The organism is Streptomyces sp. Ru62 (assembly GCF_002920615.1).
Lineage (GTDB): Bacteria > Actinomycetota > Actinomycetes > Streptomycetales > Streptomycetaceae > Streptomyces.
In genome coordinates this window covers 54,117-70,573 of record NZ_PQSU01000013.1, presented here as the reverse complement: position 1 = coordinate 70,573, position 16,457 = coordinate 54,117, and the positions used below count along the sequence as shown (strand labels likewise).

Here is a 16,457-nt window from a genome sequence, read left to right as displayed (position 1 = left end):
CGACCCTCCTCCTGGCGCCCTCCGCGCCCCTCCTCCTGACGCTCTCCGCGCCCCCTCGGCGTCCGCCAGTCGCCTTCCCGCCGTGGCGGTGACGCCCCGCCTGGCGTGGTCCCTCGACCAGGCCCCGGGTGAGGGGGCGGGCGGCAACCTCCGCCGGCCCCACCCACCGGCCGTGGAACGGCACGGTCCGGCCAGTCGTCGGGAACGGCCGGGCCCTAGGTGTTGTCGGGTTCTGGTCAACACGCTTCAATGCGGGGGAACTCGGGGCCGTACACGCATGCGTACGGCAGGCGCGGCGTGCCCAGCCAGGGACGCCCGCGATGCTCACGGGGGTGGCCCCGCTCACCCGCACAGACGGTCTGACCAGCCGTAGCGACACCTCACAGAAAGGCCCCTCGGCATGCGGCATGCCACAGAGCACGCGGACGTCCCCACCGCGGAACTGGACACGGCCCTGCGCGGCGGCCCCTTTCATGTGGCGCTGCGCGCCGCGATCGCCGCACGCGGACTGCCGCTCCAACGCGTCCAGCACCATCTGTCACGCCACGGGGTCAAGGTCGGCGTCACCAGCCTGAGTTACTGGCAGCAAGGTGCTCGCCGCCCGCAGCGCCCGGAGTCGCTGCGGGCCGTACGCGCGCTGGAGGAGATCCTCCAGCTACCGGACGAGTCGCTGATCCGGCTGCTCGCCGAGTCCGAAGAGCGGGCGACGGCCGACCGTCCGGCGGGCCGCTCCTACCGCTCCCTGATCGAGGCCTCGGGCGTCGTGGACCGGCTCACCGCCGACCTCGGCTGGTCCCTGGACGGCGGGCTGCACACCGTGGGGCACCACGAATGCGTCCGGATCGGCGCCAGGCGTGAGCTGGTGAGCCGTGAGGCCCACCACATCGTGCGGGCCCACCGCGACGGCGTGGACCGCTTCGTCGCCCTCCACCACGGCGACCCCGGCTGCGACCCGCGTCGTGTCACCGTGCACGCCCTGGAGAACTGCCGCACCGGTCGCGTCCGCTGGGATCAGGACACCGGCGTCCTCGTAGCCGAGCTGCTCTTCGGCACCCGGCTGCGCACCGGCGACACCTTCCTCTTCCGGTACGGCATCGAGGACGGCACGGCCGGGACGTCCCACGAGCATCTCCAGCGGTTCGGCTTCCCCGGCGGCCAGTACGCGCTCCAGGTGCGCTTCGACACGGCCGCGCTGCCGGTGCGCTGCCACCGTTTCACCCAGCACTCGGCCGCGGCCCCGCGCAGCGGCCGGCAGGAGCTGCCCGTGACCAGTCCACACCACTGTGCCCACCTGGTCGAGTCCCGGATCCGGCCGGGCATCCTGGGGATCGCCTGGGACTGGGAGTGAGCCTCAGCCCCACGTCCGCACGCTGAGCCGGGCCTCCGCCCACCGCCCCCGTCGATCCGCGGCTCTTCGGTCAGTCCGCGGGACCGGCGACGATCCTGCCCTTCGCGGCCTTCACCGGCAGCTCGGTCAGGGGCTCGGTGGCCGGCGCCTGGACCACCTTGCCCGTGACGGCATCGAACTCGCTGCCGTGGCAGGGGCAGACCAGGGTCGTCCCCCGCAGCTTGTTGATGGGGCACCCGGCGTGCGTGCAGATCGTGCTGTACGCCTTCAGGGTGCCGTCCTCTGCACGGCTGACCACCACGTTGTGATCCCGGTAGAGCTTGGCCCCACCCTTCGCGACCTCGCTCTCGGCGCCGAGGTCGACCGGTGCGGTGGGGGCGACCGCGGCGGAACCGCTGCCGTCCGGGGCCGAGCACGCGGCCAGGCCGAGCCCGGCGACCGGGGCCGCGGCGGCCCCTCGAAGGACAGTACGGCGGGTCGCGGAGGAGCGGGCGGGCATCTGGAACTCCACTGGTCAAGGGGTGTGCAGGGCGACGATACCCGGGCAGAGGGGGCGGTCTCGGAGCGGGGGCCGGTCTGGCGGGGGCGGGGTCGGACGTCCGCCCGCGGGGCATGGAGGCGGGTCGATGGGTGGTGAGCGAGGAGAACCCCAGGGGACGTAAACGCTTACGTAAGCGTTTACGAGAGGCGGGGGCATGGGATAGCGTCCGGCGGAAGCCGGGGAGACAGGGCCGGCGCCGACCCAACGGCAGCCCCAGGGAAGGGAGCGCGATGGCCACCATGGCGGATGTCGCCCGCAGCGCCGGGGTGTCCGTGGCGACCGTTTCCCACGTGCTCAACGGCACGCGACCGGTGCTCCCGCACACCCGCCAGGCCGTGCTCGACGCCGTGGACGCCCTCGGCTACACCCCGAACACGCTGGCCCGCTCCCTGGTGACCTCACGCACCCGGTCCATCGGCCTCGCGGTGTCGGCCATCAGCAACCCGTACTTCACGGAGATCCTGCAAGGCGTCGAGGCCGCTGCCCTGGAGGCGGGCTACAGCCTGCTCATCGCGGATCCACACGACGACCCCGGGCACGAGCGCAAGGTCGTGCAGCTCCTCCATGAGCGCCGGGTGGACGGCATGATCGTCGCACCGTCCGCCGAGCCGAGCGACCTCGTCGGTTACCTGCGCCGCCATGCCGTACCGACGGTGTTCCTGGACCGGCTGGTCGATGCCCGCGCGACGGGGGACATCGCCCCCGACGACGGTGCGGACGGTGCCGCCTCCGCGCCGAGCACCCCGTGGTTCGACCAGGTCTGCGCCGAGAGCACCACGCCGACGGCCCTGCTCGTGACCCATCTCGCCGGGCTGGGGCACCGCCGGATCGCCCTGGTCGCGGGCCTGCCCGGGCTCAGTACCACCAGTGAGCGCGTCTCCGGCTACCGGGACGGCCTCACCGCGGCCGGTCTGGCATACGACGAGCGTCTCCTCGTGTCCGGCAACTCCGAGTCCGACGGGGCCGAGCGGGCCACGGCCGACCTGCTCGCCCTGCCCGATCCGCCCACCGCACTCGTCACCGCCAACAACGCGATGACCATCGGCGCGCTGCGCGCGCTGCGCCGGCACGGCCGGTCCGTGCCGGACGACCTCGCCCTGTGCTGCTTCGACGACTTCGCCTGGGCCGACCTGTTCTCGCCCCGGCTGACCGCCATCGCCCAGCCCAGCCGGGAACTGGGCGCCCGAGCCGTCCGGGTGCTCCTGGACCGTCTGGCCGAGCCGGCCCGGCCCGCCCGGACGGTCCGGCTGCCGTGCGCGTTCGTCCACCGCACGTCCTGCGGCTGCCCGGAGGAGTCGGGCAGCGACACCGGAGCGGCCAGGGCCACCGCATCATCCACACTCGCCGAGAGGGGAACCGCCTCGTGATCGTCGTCGCCGGTGAGGCACTGATCGACCTGGTACCGCAGGGCCCCGGTGCCCTCGCGGACCTGAAGCCGGCGCTCGGCGGCGGCCCGTACAACACCGCCGTGGCGCTGGGCAGGCTCGGCTCCCGCACCGCCTTCTGCTCCCGGACGTCGGACGACGCCTTCGGCGAGGCCCTGCTCGACGGGCTGCGACGGGCCGGCGTCGATGTGTCCGGTGTCCAGCGGGGACCGGAACCGACGACCCTTGCCGTGGCCACGCTCGACGCCGGCGGTTCGGCCGCCTACTCCTTCTACGTCGACGGCACGGCCGACCGTCTGTTCACCACTCCCGCCACGCTCCCCGCCGGTACGCGCGCGGTGTCCTTCGGCACCTGCTCGCTCGTCCTGGAACCGGGGGCGAGCGCCTACGAGGAGCTGATGCGGACCGCAGCCGGGCAGGGGCTGTTCACCGCTCTCGATCCCAACATCCGGGCGGGACTCATCCCGGACGCGGACGCCTACCGGGCGCGTTTCAAGAGCTGGCTGCCCTCGGTGACGCTGCTGAAGCTGTCCGCGGAGGACGCGGCGTGGCTCGGCGGCACCCCGAGCGAGTGGCTGGCCGCGGGACCGGCGGCCGTGGTGGTCACGCGGGGCGGCGACGGTCTGACCGTGTTCACCCGGGACGGTGGGGAGCATTCCGTGCCGGGCGAGAAGGTCGATGTCGTGGACACCATCGGCGCCGGTGACACGGTGAACGCGGCCTTGCTGCACGGGCTGGCCGCCCGGGACGCGCTGTCCGCGGAAGCGCTCGCCGCCCTCGGGACGGAGGGCTGGACACGGCTGCTGCGCTTCGCGGCACGGGCGGCGGCGATCACCTGCTCGCGGGCGGGGGCCGAGCCGCCGTACGCGGCGGAGCTGGGTGGTTCGGCCGCGCTGTGAGCGGTCTGTCTTCCCTGTGCTGTTGACAAGGTACGGCCGGGCCTGCGGTGTGGCGGGGGACCTGTCGGACCGCCGGACCGGGCTGGCTGATGGTGGAACGAACGGCGCCCCGCGGGAGGTTCCCGCGGGGCGCCGAATTCTTGATGGTGTGTCAGAACGACTCAGGCCTTACGGGCCCGCGTCGTCTTCTTTGCGGGCGTCGCCTTCTTCGTGGCCGTGGCCGCCTTCTTGGTCGCGGTGTTGTTGGCCTTGGCCGTCACCGTCTTCCTCGTCGACGACTTGGCCGCTGCCGTCTTCCGAGCCGTGCTGCTCCGCTGCGCCTTCACCGGCTCGGCGTCACTGATGCGGTCGGCGCCGAGGATCTCGCGCAGGAACTTGCCCGTGTGGCTCGCCGGAACCCCGGCGACCTCCTCCGGTGTGCCCTCGGCGACCACCAGGCCACCGCCGGCGCCACCTTCCGGACCCATGTCCACGACCCAGTCGGCGGTCTTGATCACGTCGAGGTTGTGCTCGATGACGATGACCGTGTTGCCCTTGTCGACCAGTCCGCCGAGCACCGTCAGCAGCTTGCTGATGTCCTCGAAGTGCAGACCCGTGGTCGGCTCGTCCAGGACGTAGACCGTACGTCCGGTGGACCGCTTCTGCAGTTCGCTGGCGAGCTTGACGCGCTGCGCCTCACCACCGGAGAGGGTGGTGGCGGACTGGCCGAGGCGGACGTAACCGAGCCCGACGTCGTTCAGCGTCCTGAGGTGGCGGGAGATCGCCGGGACCGCCTCGAAGAAGTGCATGGCCTCCTCGATCGGCATGTTCAGCACCTCGGCGATGGACTTGCCCTTGTAGTGGACCTCCAGGGTCTCCCGGTTGTACCGGGCTCCGTGGCAGACCTCGCACGGGACGTAGACGTCCGGGAGGAAGTTCATCTCGATCTTGATGGTGCCGTCGCCCGCGCAGTTCTCGCAGCGGCCGCCCTTGACGTTGAAGGAGAAGCGGCCGGGCTGGTAGCCACGGACCTTGGCCTCGGTGGTCTCGGCGAACAGCTTGCGGATGTGGTCGAAGACACCGGTGTACGTCGCCGGGTTGGACCGCGGGGTGCGGCCGATCGGTGACTGGTCGACGTGCACGACCTTGTCGACCAGGTCGTCGCCGTCCACGCGCGTGTGCCGTCCGGGGACGGTCCGGGCGCCGTTCAGCTCGCGCGCCAGGTGCGTGTAGAGGATGTCGTTGACCAGGGTCGACTTGCCGGACCCGGAGACGCCGGTGACGGCCGTGAAGACACCCAGCGGGAAGGACACGTCGATGTCCTGCAGGTTGTTCTCACGGGCGCCGTGCACGGTGAGCTGCCGGGACGGGTCGCGGGGGCGCCGCACGTCCGGGAGCGGGATCGCCTTGCGGCCCGAGAGGTACGCGCCGGTCTGCGACTCGGTGTTGGCGAGCAGTTCCTTCAGGGAGCCGCTGTGCACGACCTTGCCGCCGTGCTCACCGGCGCCGGGGCCGATGTCCACGATCCAGTCGGCGACCTTGATGGTGTCCTCGTCGTGCTCCACCACGATGAGCGTGTTGCCCATGTCGCGCAGGCGGACCAGGGTCTCGATCAGACGGTGGTTGTCCCGCTGGTGCAGGCCGATGGACGGCTCGTCCAGGACGTACAGCACACCGACGAGGCCGGAGCCGATCTGGGTGGCGAGGCGGATGCGCTGGGCCTCGCCGCCCGAGAGGGTGCCGGCGGCGCGGTTGAGCGAGAGGTAGTCCAGGCCGACGTCGACCAGGAAGCGGAGCCGCTCGTTGACCTCCTTCAGGACCCGCTCGGCGATCTTCTTGTCGCGGGCGTTCAGCTTCAGCTCGCCCAGGAAGTCCGCGCAGTCGCTGATCGACATCGCGGAGACCTCGGCGATCGACTTCGCCATGATCGTGACCGCGAGGACGATCGGCTTCAGACGCGTGCCCTGGCAGGAGGGGCAGGGCACCTCGCGCATGTAGCCCTCGAAGCGCTCGCGGCTGGCGTCGCTCTCGGCCTCGCTGTGGCGGCGCTTGACGAAGGGCACCGCGCCCTCGAAGGGGGTGGTGTAGACCCGCTCACGGCCGTACCGGTTGCGGTAGCGCACCTCGATCTGGGTCTTGTGGCCGTAGAGCAGGGCCTTCCTGGCCCGTTGGGGCAGGCCCGCGAAGGGGATGTCCGTGCGGAAGCCGAGGGCGTCGGCGAGGGCGCCGATCAGTCGGCTGAAGTAGTCCTTGGTGTGGCCGTGCGACCACGGGTGGATGGCGCCCTCGTCCAGGGACTTGTCCTCGTCCGGGACGATCAGCTCCGGGTCGACCTCCATGCGCGTGCCGATGCCGGTGCACTCCGGGCAGGCGCCGAAGGGCGAGTTGAAGGAGAAGGAGCGGGGCTCCAGCTCCTCGAAGGACAGGTCGTCGTACGGGCAGTACAGGTGCTCCGAGTACATGCGCTCGCGCTCGGGGTCGTCCTCGGGGAGGTCCACGAAGTCGAGCACGACCATGCCGCCGGACAGGCCGAGGGCGGTCTCCACTGAGTCGGTGAGGCGGCGCTTGGCCGAGTCCTTCACCGTGAGGCGGTCCACGACCACCTCGATGGTGTGCTTCTCCTGCTTCTTCAGGACCGGCGCCTCGGACAGCTGGACTGTCTGGCCGTCCACGCGCGCGCGGGAGTAACCCTTGGTCTGGAGATCGGCGAAGAGGTCGACGAACTCGCCCTTGCGCTCGCGCACCAGCGGGGACAGCACCTGGAAGCGGCTCCCCTCGGGCAGCTCCAGGACCTTGTCGACGATGGCCTGTGGCGACTGGCGCGAGATCGGGCGGCCGCACTCGGGGCAGTGCGGCTTGCCGATGCGCGCGAAGAGCAGTCGCAGGTAGTCGTAGACCTCGGTGATCGTGCCGACCGTCGAGCGCGGGTTGCGCGAGGTCGACTTCTGGTCGATGGAGACCGCTGGGGAGAGGCCCTCGATGAAGTCGACGTCGGGCTTGTCCATCTGACCGAGGAACTGCCGTGCGTACGAGGAGAGCGACTCCACGTAACGGCGCTGGCCCTCCGCGAAGATCGTGTCGAAGGCCAGGGAGGACTTGCCCGACCCGGACAGGCCCGTGAAGACGATGAGCGAGTCGCGAGGCAGGTCGAGCGAGACATTCTTCAGGTTGTGCTCGCGCGCGCCACGGACGATGAGACGGTCGGCCACGCCGGTCCGCACCTTTCTTGAGAGAAGTGACAGGGGCGGGGCCCCCGTGCTTCTTCAGACTAGGGGGAGCCACTGACAACGCCGGTCGGATTGCCCGGTTGCATAACAACCCCCGACCATCCAGCATGCCCGACGCCGTCCTCGACCATATAGCACGTGCATTCGATTTGCGGGCGGGGTTCATCACCTTCACCCGAAGGTGTGGCCGGACTAGGGTCGGCGTCATGATGGATCACGCTCATGACCTGGCCTGTGTACGGGAAGCGACGAATCGGCTCCTCACCGCGGTCACCGCAATGGACAACGCATCGCTCGCGAAGCCGTCACGGCTTCCGGGCTGGAGCCGCGGACATGTCCTGGCCCATCTCGCCCGCAACGCGGACGCGCTCGTGAACGTCCTCCAGGGCCGTCCCATGTACGCGAGTGCCGAGGCGCGGGACGCCGACATCGAGCGGGACGCCCCGCGCCCCGTGGAGGTCCAGCTCGCCGACGTCCGGGAGAGCGCGGCCCGCTTCCAGGCGGCCGGGGAGGCGCCCGCGGACTGGACGCGCACGGTGGAGCTGCGCAACGGAGTCACCGACTCCGCGTCCCGGGTGCCGTTCCGCCGGTGGGTGGAGGTGGAACTGCACCACGTCGACCTCGGCATCGGGTACGAGCTGGAGGATCTTCCGGCGGAGTTCCTGGAGCGGGAGACCGCCTTCCTCGCCGAGCGCTTCTCCGGGCTCCCGGACGTCCCGGCGGCCCGCATCACGGACGGCACGCGCGCGTGGACGACCGGGCGCGCGGCGGACGAGCCCGGGATCACGGTCACCGGCCGGCCGGCGGACCTGGTGGGCTGGCTCGCCGGGCGCCGCGAAGAGGCGGCCCTGGAGGTGCGGGGCGGGACGCTGCCGAAACTGCCTCCCCTGTAGGCCGGACCGTGCGCGGTGCGCGGCCGACCCGGCCGTCCACCAGGACTCCTGCGCTATAGGCTGACCTTCATGACGTACTCCGGAGAGGTCAGGGTCGGCGGACCGGCGGATGTGCACGAGCTGAAAGACCTGATGATCACCAAGATCGCGGTCGGCCCGATGGACAACAACGCCTATCTGCTGCGCTGCCGTGCCACCGACGAGCAGCTCCTGATCGACGCCGCCAACGAGGCGGAGACGCTCCTCGGCATGATCGGTGACGACGGCATCGCGTCCGTCGTCACCACGCACCAGCACGGCGACCACTGGCAGGCGCTCGCCGAGGTCGTCGCGGCCACGCGCGCGCGGACGTACGCCGGCCGCGAGGACGCCCCCGGCATCCCGGTGCCCACCGACGTCCTCGTCGACGACGGCGACGTCATCAGGGTGGGCCGCGTGGAGCTCACCGCGCGCCACCTGGTCGGGCACACGCCCGGATCGATCGCGCTGGTCTACGACGACCCGCACGGCCACCCGCACGTCTTCACCGGCGACTGCCTCTTCCCCGGCGGTGTCGGCAACACGCGCAAGGACCCGAAGGCGTTCGCCAGCCTGATCCACGACGTGGAGACGAAGCTCTTCGACGTGCTCCCGGACGAGACGTGGGTCTACCCGGGGCACGGCAACGACACCACGCTGGGCGCGGAACGGCCGCATCTGCCGGAGTGGCACGCGCGCGGGTGGTGAGCGGGGCGCCGGCCGGCTCACCTGCCCGACCGGCTCGCATCTCCGACCGGCCCATGTCCCAGGGTGCGGGCTCCGGCGTACAGGCCGTACGCGCGCCCCACGCACGACAGTTGTGCATGCGCCGAGCGCGCGCCGTGCACGCGCCCGGCGTGCGCGACCCCTCCGCGCGCCCCGTGTGAACCTTTCGCACGCATCAGGCCCCCGTGCGCACTCCCGGAGACCGGCCGACCGCAGTCAACTGGTAGGAGCCCCGCACAGGATGACGGCTCCTGAGCGGTAGGGGCCGCCGGTCTCCAACCCCGCCCTCGGCCGGCGGCCCAGGCCCAGCCCGCCCGCGTGGGCTGCGGTCAGCCGCGTTCACACGGCCGCAACACCCGTTCCCAGCATGCGGACAACCACCGCCGTGACCTGGACAGACGCCGCGTTCACTGCCAGTCTCCCGCCATGCATCCTGCTCCTCGCGCCCTGCGCCGCGCGGTCGCCGCCGTCACCGTAGCCCTGCTCGCCACCGCCGTCGGCTGCGCTCCGCAGCCCGAGGAGAAGGCGTCGGCCGCCCCGTCCGGGTCGGCCGCGAAGAGCTGCGCCAAGGGCCGGCTCGCGACCAAGACGGCCGGGAAGCTGACGATCGCGACGGACGAACCGGCGTACGAGCCCTGGTTCAAGGACGACAAGCCCGCCAACGGCAAGGGCTTCGAGTCGGCCGTCGCCTACGCCGTGGCGAAGCAACTGGGGTACGGCAAGAGCGCGGTCGTCTGGCAGAGCGTGCCCTTCAACAAGGCGTTCGCGCCCGGGGTGAAGACGTTCGACTTCGACATCAACCAGGTGTCGATCAGCGCCGAGCGCAAGAAGGCCGTGGACTTCTCCTCCGGCTACTACGACGTGCGCCAGGCGGTCATCGCCCTGAAGGGCGGCAAGGCCGCCGAGGCGAAGAGCATCGCGGACCTGAAGAAGCTGAAGCTCGGCGCGCAGGTCGGCACCACGAGCCTCGACTACATCACCGACGTCGTGAAGCCGGCACAGGACGCGGCGGTCTACGCCAAGAACGACCAGGCGAAGTCTGCGCTGAAGAACGGCCAGGTCGACGCCATCGTCACGGACCTGCCGACCGCGTTCTACATCACGGCCGCCGAGGTGACGAACGCCAGGATCGTCGGCCAGTTCGAGAACCAGGCCGGCACACCCGAGCAGTTCGGGCTCGTGCTGGACAAGGGCAGTGCGCTGACCTCGTGCGTGAGCGGCGCCGTCGACGCCCTCCGCAAGGACGGCACGCTGGCCCGGATCGAGAAGCAGTGGCTCTCGGACGCCGTCGACGCCCCGGTGCTCAAGTGACGGTCACCGAGGGTGAGTCGGCCCGGGAGGGGGCGGACGACAAGGGGGACATGACCGTCGGCACCGGCGACGGTGTCCCGGGCGACGGCTACGCGCCCTCCGAGCGGCGTCTGGCGCGCGAGCGCTACAGACGCGCGCGGGCCCGCCGCGCCACGGCCCTCGCGGCCCTCTCGACGCTCGTCACGGCCGCCCTGCTCTACCTGGTCGTCGTCAACGCGCCGGGCTGGCCGCGCACCAAGGAGACGTTCTTCAGCGCGCACTACGCGCGCGAGGCGTTCCCGAAGGTTCTCGAAGGGCTGTGGCTGAACGTCCGCCTGCTGCTGATCTGCGGCGTCGCCGTCCTGGTCCTGGGCATGCTGATCGCCGTCGCGCGGACCCTGCGCGGCCCGGTCTTCTTCCCGCTGCGCGTGCTGGCGGCGGCGTACACCGACTTCTTCCGCGGTCTGCCGCTGATCATCAACCTGATGATCGTGGTCCTGGGTGTGCCGGCGCTGCGGCTGCAGGGCGTGACGGTCGATCCGGTGCTGCTCGGCGGTACGGCGCTGACGCTGACGTACTCGGCGTACGTGGCGGAGGTGTTCCGGGCCGGCATCGAGTCGGTCCACCCCTCGCAGCGTGCCGCGGCGCGCTCGCTGGGCCTCACCAACCGGCAGGCCCTGCGCCACGTCGTCCTGCCGCAGGCGGTGCGCCGCCAGGTGCCGCCGCTGCTCAACGACCTGGTGTCGTTGCAGAAGGACACCGGTCTGGTGTCCATCGGGGGTGCGGTGGACGCCGTACGGGCGGCCGACATCATCGTGGGACGCAGTCTGAACTACACGCCGTACATCGTCGCGGGGCTGGTGTTCGTGGCGCTGACCATCCCGATGACCCGGTTCACCGACTGGGTGACGGCCCGGATGGACCGGCGGCGGGCCCAGGGAGGGTCCCTGTGAGGCCCCGGGGAGGAGCCCTGTGAGCACGTCCGACGACACGCCCGTGAGCAGCGCGCCGGTGCTGCGGATGGAGTCCGTCCGCAAGACCTTCGGCGGCTCGGTCGTCCTGCGGGACGTCGGTCTGGAGGTCGCCCCGCACACGGTGACCGCGCTGATCGGTGCCTCCGGCTCGGGCAAGTCCACGCTGCTGCGCTGCGCCAACCTCCTGGAGGAGATCGACGACGGCGCCATCTGGCTGGACGGCGAGGAGATCACCGACCCGCGCGTGGACCAGGACGCGGTACGGCGCCGGATCGGCGTCGTCTTCCAGGCGTACAACCTCTTCCCGCACATGACCGTGCTGGACAACATCACCCTCGCGCCGCGCCGGGTGCACGGCGTCTCCCGCGCGGAGGCCGAGGAACGGGCCAGGGAACTGCTGGAGCGCCTCGGGCTGGGCGGCAAGGCCGACGCCTACCCGGACCGGCTCAGCGGCGGTCAGCAGCAGCGTGTGGCGATCGTACGGGCCCTCGCGGTGCGGCCCCGGCTGTTGCTGCTGGACGAGATCACGGCCGCGCTCGACCCCGAGCTGGTGGGCGAGGTGCTGGAGGTGGTGCGTGGCCTGAAGGACGAGGGCATGACGATGGTGCTGGCCACGCACGAGATGGGCTTCGCGCGGGACGTCGCCGACCAGGTCTGCTTCCTGGACGGCGGGGTCGTGCTGGAGCGCGGCACCGCCGAGCAGGTCTTCGGCGACCCGCGGCAGGAGCGCACACGGCGCTTCCTGCGGCGGATCGTGGAGGCGGGCCGGCTGTAGTCCCGCGCGCGGGTCACGTGGACGCCTGACCCGCGCGCGGGTCAGGCGTCCGCGCGCGCCGCCCCGGCCAGTGCCGCGACCCGCTCCACGCCGAACACATAGCCCTGCACCCCGCACCCCGCGATCACGCCGTCGGCGCGCAGTGAGACGTAGGAGTGGTGCCGGAACGATTCGCGCCGGTGGATGTTGGAGATGTGCACCTCCAGCACGGGCATGCCGTCACAGGTGTTGAGAGCGTCCAGGATGGCGACCGACGTGTGCGAGTAGGCGCCGGGGTTGATGACGATCCCGCAGTGGCTCAACCGCGCCTCGTGGATCCAGTCCACCAGCTCCCCCTCGTGGTTGGACTGCCGGAAGTCGACCGTGCCGCCGTGCGCGGCCGCCGCCTTGGCGCACAGCTCCTCCACGTCGGCCAGCGTCTCGTGGCCGTAGATCTCGGGCTGGCGCTGACCGAGGAGGTTCAGGTTGGGCCCGTTGAGGATCATGATCGGGGCGTTGGCCAGGGTGCGGGGCACGGTTCCTCCGGTCCGTTCGGGGCGGTCCGTCCAAGACCGCTGCTCGCACCCGGTCTATCACGCCGGTGGGCGCGGACAGCGGGCCCCGTACTCCGGTCACCACGGCGCGCACCCAGGTCCCTTGATCACCTCCGCGCGCCCCCGTAACCCTTGATCACGGTGGGTAGTTGACGCGGCATGCACGACGTACGCGCCGTAAACACCCCGTCCATGCCGCGGCTCGCGGCAGCCTCGCTCGTCGGGACAGCGATCGAGTTCTACGACTTCTTCGTCTACGGGACCGCGGCGGCTCTGGTCCTGGGCCCGCTGTTCTTCCCGACGTTCTCGCCGGTCGCCGGGACCCTCGCGGCCTTCGGAACCTTCGGGGTGGGGTTCGTGGCCCGGCCGCTGGGCTCGGTGATCTTCGGGCACCTCGGGGACCGGCGCGGCCGGCGTCCGGTGCTCGTCGTCTCGCTGCTGCTCACCGGTGCCTCGACGGTCGCGGTGGGCTGTGTGCCGTCCTACGGCACCATCGGCGTGGCCGCGCCCGTGCTGCTGCTCGTGCTGCGTTTCCTGCAGGGACTGGGGCTCGGCGGCGAGTGGGGCGGGGCGGTGCTGCTGACCGCCGAACACGCTCCCGCCGGACGGCGTGCCCTGTGGTCGAGCTTCCCCCAGATCGGGCCGGCGCTCGGCTTCGTCCTGGCCAACGGGGTGGTGCTCGCGCTGTCGGCAGGGCTGTCCGACGCGGAGTTCGCCCGGTGGGGCTGGCGTGTGCCGTTCTGGGCGGCCGGCGCCCTCGCGCTGGCCGGTCTGTGGCTGCGCTCCTCCCTCAGGGAGAGTCCCCGCTTCCTGGAGATCGACGACCACGCGCGTGTGCCGCTTGTCGAGGTCGTACGGCATCACGGGCGGCTGGTGCTGCTGACGGCCGGAGCGCTCGCGGTCGGCTACGCGGTGTTCTACGCGGTGACGACGTGGTCGCTGGCGTACGCGACGGAACGGCTCGGCGTGAGCCGTACGGTCATGCTGGTGTGCGTCATGGGCGCGGTGCTGGTCAAGGGCGCGCTCACGCCCGTCGTGGCGCTGTTCGGCGACCGGTACGGACGCCGGCCGCTGTGTCTGACGGGGTGCGCGGCCTGCGTCCTGTGGATGCTCCCGATGGTCGCCCTCCTGGCGACCGGCGAGCCGCTGCTGATGTTCCTCGCCATCCTGGGCGCCCTGCTCGCCTTCGTCACCATGTTCGCGGTGATCGCCGCGTACCTGCCAGAACTGTACGAGGCCCGGGTGCGCTGCACGGGCGCCGCCGTGGGCTACAACCTCGGCGGGGTCTTCGGCGGCGCCCTCACCCCGATCGTCGCCACAGCGCTCGCGGAGCAGGGTGGACGGGTCCCCTGGGGCGTGGGGGCCTACCTGACCGGTATCGCCCTGATCAGCCTGGTCTGTTTCGCCTTGCTGCCGGAGACGCGGCCGGTGCCCGCGCCGGCCGTCGAGCCGGTCACGGGCTGACGGGCGCACCGCGGACCTTGCGCCCGCTACGGGTTGATCGCCAGTTCCAGATAGGCGGCGAACAGCACCAGGTGGACGCCCCCTTGGAGGGGTGTGGCCCGGCCCGGCACGACGGTCAGGGAACTGACCACCACGGTCAGCGCGAGCAGCAGCATGTGGGTCGCGCCGAGGCCGAGGACGAGCGGCCCGGACAGCCACACGGACGCGAGCGCCACGGCCGGGATGGTCAGGCCGATGCTGGCCATCGCGGAGCCCAGCGCCAGGTTGAGGCTGGTCTGCACCCGGTCGCGCCGGGCGGAGCGCAGCGCGGCGATGGTCTCGGGCAGCAGGACGAGCAGGGCGATGATCACACCGACGACGGCGTGATGCAGGCCCGCCGCCGCCACACCCGACTCGATCGTGGGCGACACGCCCTTGGCCAGGCCGACCACCCCGATCAGCGCCAGCCCGAGCAGACCGAGGCTGGTCCAGGCGGTGCGCGCGGACGGGGGCCGGGCGTGGTCCTCGGCGGTGATCACCTCGCCCTGCCGGGTGATCGGCAGGAAGTAGTCGCGGTGGCGCACGGTCTGGGTGGCCACGAACAGCCCGTACAGGATCAGTGAGGACAGCGCCGCGAAGGTCAGCTGGATGGTGGAGAACTCGGGTCCGGGCTTGCTGGTGGTGAAGGTCGGCAGCACCAGGCTGAGCGTGGCGAGCGTCGCCACGGTCGCCAGCGCAGCGCCGGTGCCCTCGGGGTTGAAGACGGCCGTGCCGTGCCGCAGGGATGCGACGAGCAGGCAGATCCCGACGACGCCGTTGCAGGTGATCATCACCGCGGCGAAGACGGTGTCCCGGGCCAGGGTGGCACTCTTGTCGCCGCCGTCGACCATGAGGGTGACGATCAAGGCCACCTCGATGATCGTGACGGCGATGGCGAGCACCAGGGAACCGAAGGGCTCGCCGACCCGGTGGGCGATCACCTCGGCATGGTGCACGGCCGCCAGGACGGCACCGGCGAGAACGAGGGTGACCAGGCCGACGACCGCGCCGGGCAGGCCACGGCCCCACGTGAGGACCAGCAGGACGACCGCGAGCACCGGCACGAGGATCGTCCATTGTCGGGTGAGCGACCGGAGCCGAGTGATCATGCGGCGATGGTCGCAGAGGCGTACAGAGTTCGCATTCCGTTCTTTCCGGATACCTCTCATCCTTTCCGGTGCGGGGGCCCGGTGCCGGTGGGACCGGGCCCCCGCGTCGTCACGAGACGCCTCCGGGGGCGAAGACACCCCAGGAGGACTGATGACCTCGCCGAGAGCTCATGCACTCCCGGCGAGGGCCGATGCCCCCGTTCGCTGTGCGGCCACGCGGGGTCGCGGGCTTCCGCCGCGCTCCGGTCAGACGTCGACGCTGCTCTTGCGAGCGTCCTCCCCCTCGGCGCGCGCCTCCTCGACAGCTGCCTGCTTCTTGGACGACAGCAAGCTGGTGACCGTGGTGACTGCCAGGACCGCGCAGATCACGCCGAGCGAGACCGGGATGCTGATCTCGGGCACGTGGACACCGGACTCGTGCAGGGCATGCAGCACCAGCTTGACGCCGATGAAGCCGAGGATGATCGACAGCCCGTACGACAGGTGGACCAGCTTCTTGAGCAGTCCACCGATGAGGAAGTACAGCTGACGCAGACCCATCAGGGCGAACGCGTTGGCGGTGAAGACGATGTACGGGTCCTGGGTCAGGCCGAAGATCGCGGGGATGGAGTCCAGGGCGAACAGCACGTCCGTGGTGCCGATGGCGAGCATCACGACCAGCATCGGGGTCATGACGCGCTTGCCGTTCTGCTGGATCCACAGCTTGGTGCCGTGGTACCGGTCGGCCACGCCGAACTTGCGCTCCGCGGCCTTCAGCAGCTTGTTCTCCTCGTACTCCTCGTCCGCCTGGTCCGTTCGGGCCTCCTGGATGAGCTTCCAGGCGGTCCAGATCAGGAAGGCACCGAAGAGGTAGAACACCCAGGAGAAGCTGGCGAGGATCGCGGCCCCGGCGGCGATGAAGACGGCCCGCAGGACCAGGGCTATCAGAACGCCGACGAGCAGGACGCGCTGCTGGTACTGCGTGGGCACCGCGAACTTCGCCATGATCAGGACGAAGACGAAGAGATTGTCGACGCTCAGCGACTTCTCGGTGATGAAGCCCGCGAAGAACTCACCGGCCGGCTGCCCGCCGCCGAAGACGAGGAGACCGAGACCGAAGAGACCGGCCAGGGCGATCCAGACGACTGTCCAGATGCCCGCTTCCTTGATCGACACCTCATGCGGCTTGCGACCGATGAAGAAGTCGACCGCGATCAGAGCGGCGAGACCCGCGATGGTCAGGACCCATAGGGTCATGGAGACTTCCACTGCACCTCCGGCATTACGTGACGGCAAACA

At 71.0% G+C, this 16,457-nt stretch carries 14 protein-coding genes; 9 read left to right on the top strand and 5 right to left on the bottom strand.

Going from position 1 to position 16,457, the window contains the following annotated elements:
- Positions 1 to 400 precede the first annotated feature (400 nt).
- Positions 401 to 1,348 (top strand): hypothetical protein, encoded by a 948-nt coding sequence (locus C3492_RS19025; protein WP_103812929.1) that lies wholly within the window; start codon positions 401 to 403, stop codon positions 1,346 to 1,348.
- 70 nt (positions 1,349 to 1,418) lie between these two features.
- Here the strand turns inward: C3492_RS19025 and C3492_RS19020 are convergent, their stop codons facing one another.
- Entirely contained in the window at positions 1,419 to 1,847 is a 429-nt protein-coding gene (locus C3492_RS19020; protein WP_103812928.1) for a Rieske (2Fe-2S) protein, read from the bottom strand.
- Positions 1,848 to 2,119: 272 nt separating this feature from the next.
- On the opposite strand from C3492_RS19020, the gene C3492_RS19015 reads away from it, so the two are divergent.
- Positions 2,120 to 3,256, top strand: a complete 1,137-nt coding sequence (locus C3492_RS19015) for a LacI family DNA-binding transcriptional regulator (protein ID WP_103812927.1) — start codon at positions 2,120 to 2,122, stop codon at positions 3,254 to 3,256.
- Positions 3,253 to 4,173 carry a carbohydrate kinase gene (locus tag C3492_RS19010; protein WP_103812926.1) on the top strand — a complete coding sequence of 307 codons (921 nt, stop codon included), beginning with the start codon at positions 3,253 to 3,255 and terminating at the stop codon, positions 4,171 to 4,173. The genes C3492_RS19015 and C3492_RS19010 overlap by 4 nt, the downstream gene beginning before the upstream one ends.
- Positions 4,174 to 4,334: 161 nt before the next feature.
- Here C3492_RS19010 and uvrA read toward each other — a convergent pair whose 3' ends face one another.
- Positions 4,335 to 7,361, bottom strand: a complete 3,027-nt coding sequence (gene uvrA, locus C3492_RS19005) for an excinuclease ABC subunit UvrA (RefSeq protein WP_103812925.1) — start codon at positions 7,359 to 7,361, stop codon at positions 4,335 to 4,337.
- 224 nt (positions 7,362 to 7,585) lie between these two features.
- On the opposite strand from uvrA, the gene C3492_RS19000 reads away from it, so the two are divergent.
- The 5 genes from C3492_RS19000 (at position 7,586) to C3492_RS18980 (ending at position 12,055) form a co-directional block, all read left to right on the top strand.
- On the top strand, positions 7,586 to 8,272 hold the full coding sequence (locus C3492_RS19000; RefSeq protein WP_103812924.1) for a maleylpyruvate isomerase family mycothiol-dependent enzyme: 687 nt from the start codon (positions 7,586 to 7,588) through the stop codon (positions 8,270 to 8,272).
- A 69-nt stretch (positions 8,273 to 8,341) separates the two neighbouring features.
- Complete coding sequence (locus C3492_RS18995) at positions 8,342 to 8,998, top strand: MBL fold metallo-hydrolase (protein ID WP_103812923.1); 657 nt, start codon at positions 8,342 to 8,344, stop codon at positions 8,996 to 8,998.
- A gap of 444 nt (positions 8,999 to 9,442) precedes the next feature.
- Entirely contained in the window at positions 9,443 to 10,327 is an 885-nt protein-coding gene (locus tag C3492_RS18990) for an ABC transporter substrate-binding protein (protein ID WP_103812922.1), read from the top strand.
- Positions 10,324 to 11,259: an amino acid ABC transporter permease gene (locus C3492_RS18985; RefSeq protein WP_103812921.1), complete on the top strand. Its 936-nt coding sequence runs from the start codon at positions 10,324 to 10,326 to the stop codon at positions 11,257 to 11,259. The genes C3492_RS18990 and C3492_RS18985 overlap by 4 nt, the downstream gene beginning before the upstream one ends.
- 67 nt (positions 11,260 to 11,326) lie before the next feature.
- Positions 11,327 to 12,055 (top strand): amino acid ABC transporter ATP-binding protein, encoded by a 729-nt coding sequence (locus tag C3492_RS18980; RefSeq protein WP_103813091.1) that lies wholly within the window; start codon positions 11,327 to 11,329, stop codon positions 12,053 to 12,055.
- Positions 12,056 to 12,096: 41 nt separating this feature from the next.
- Here the strand turns inward: C3492_RS18980 and aroQ are convergent, their stop codons facing one another.
- Positions 12,097 to 12,570 (bottom strand): type II 3-dehydroquinate dehydratase, encoded by a 474-nt coding sequence (aroQ, locus tag C3492_RS18975; protein ID WP_103812920.1) that lies wholly within the window; start codon positions 12,568 to 12,570, stop codon positions 12,097 to 12,099.
- A 210-nt stretch (positions 12,571 to 12,780) separates the two neighbouring features.
- Here aroQ and C3492_RS18970 point away from each other — a divergent pair, with 210 nt between their 5' ends.
- A complete protein-coding gene (locus C3492_RS18970; protein WP_103813090.1) occupies positions 12,781 to 14,052 on the top strand; it encodes an MFS transporter in 1,272 nt (423 codons plus the stop codon).
- 26 nt (positions 14,053 to 14,078) lie between these two features.
- Here C3492_RS18970 and C3492_RS18965 read toward each other — a convergent pair whose 3' ends face one another.
- Together C3492_RS18965 and C3492_RS18960 are read right to left on the bottom strand one after the other, a co-directional pair.
- Positions 14,079 to 15,179, bottom strand: coding sequence for a calcium:proton antiporter (locus C3492_RS18965; protein WP_103812919.1), 1,101 nt, complete (start codon positions 15,177 to 15,179; stop codon positions 14,079 to 14,081).
- A gap of 246 nt (positions 15,180 to 15,425) precedes the next feature.
- Positions 15,426 to 16,427, bottom strand: coding sequence for a TerC family protein (locus C3492_RS18960; RefSeq protein ID WP_103812918.1), 1,002 nt, complete (start codon positions 16,425 to 16,427; stop codon positions 15,426 to 15,428).
- Between the last annotated feature and the right edge of the window lie 30 nt (positions 16,428 to 16,457).

Bases quoted from the DNA above. Each gene is read 5' to 3' on its own strand.
- C3492_RS19025 (WP_103812929.1), top strand. From the start codon at position 401: ATGCGGCATGCCACAGAGCACGCGGACGTCCCCACCGCGGAACTGGAC.
- C3492_RS19020 (WP_103812928.1), bottom strand. From the start codon at position 1,847: ATGCCCGCCCGCTCCTCCGCGACCCGCCGTACTGTCCTTCGAGGGGCC.
- C3492_RS19015 (WP_103812927.1), top strand. From the start codon at position 2,120: ATGGCCACCATGGCGGATGTCGCCCGCAGCGCCGGGGTGTCCGTGGCG.
- C3492_RS19000 (WP_103812924.1), top strand. From the start codon at position 7,586: ATGATGGATCACGCTCATGACCTGGCCTGTGTACGGGAAGCGACGAAT.
- C3492_RS18995 (WP_103812923.1), top strand. From the start codon at position 8,342: ATGACGTACTCCGGAGAGGTCAGGGTCGGCGGACCGGCGGATGTGCAC.
- C3492_RS18990 (WP_103812922.1), top strand. From the start codon at position 9,443: ATGCATCCTGCTCCTCGCGCCCTGCGCCGCGCGGTCGCCGCCGTCACC.
- C3492_RS18980 (WP_103813091.1), top strand. From the start codon at position 11,327: ATGGAGTCCGTCCGCAAGACCTTCGGCGGCTCGGTCGTCCTGCGGGAC.
- C3492_RS18970 (WP_103813090.1), top strand. From the start codon at position 12,781: ATGCCGCGGCTCGCGGCAGCCTCGCTCGTCGGGACAGCGATCGAGTTC.
- C3492_RS18965 (WP_103812919.1), bottom strand. From the start codon at position 15,179: ATGATCACTCGGCTCCGGTCGCTCACCCGACAATGGACGATCCTCGTG.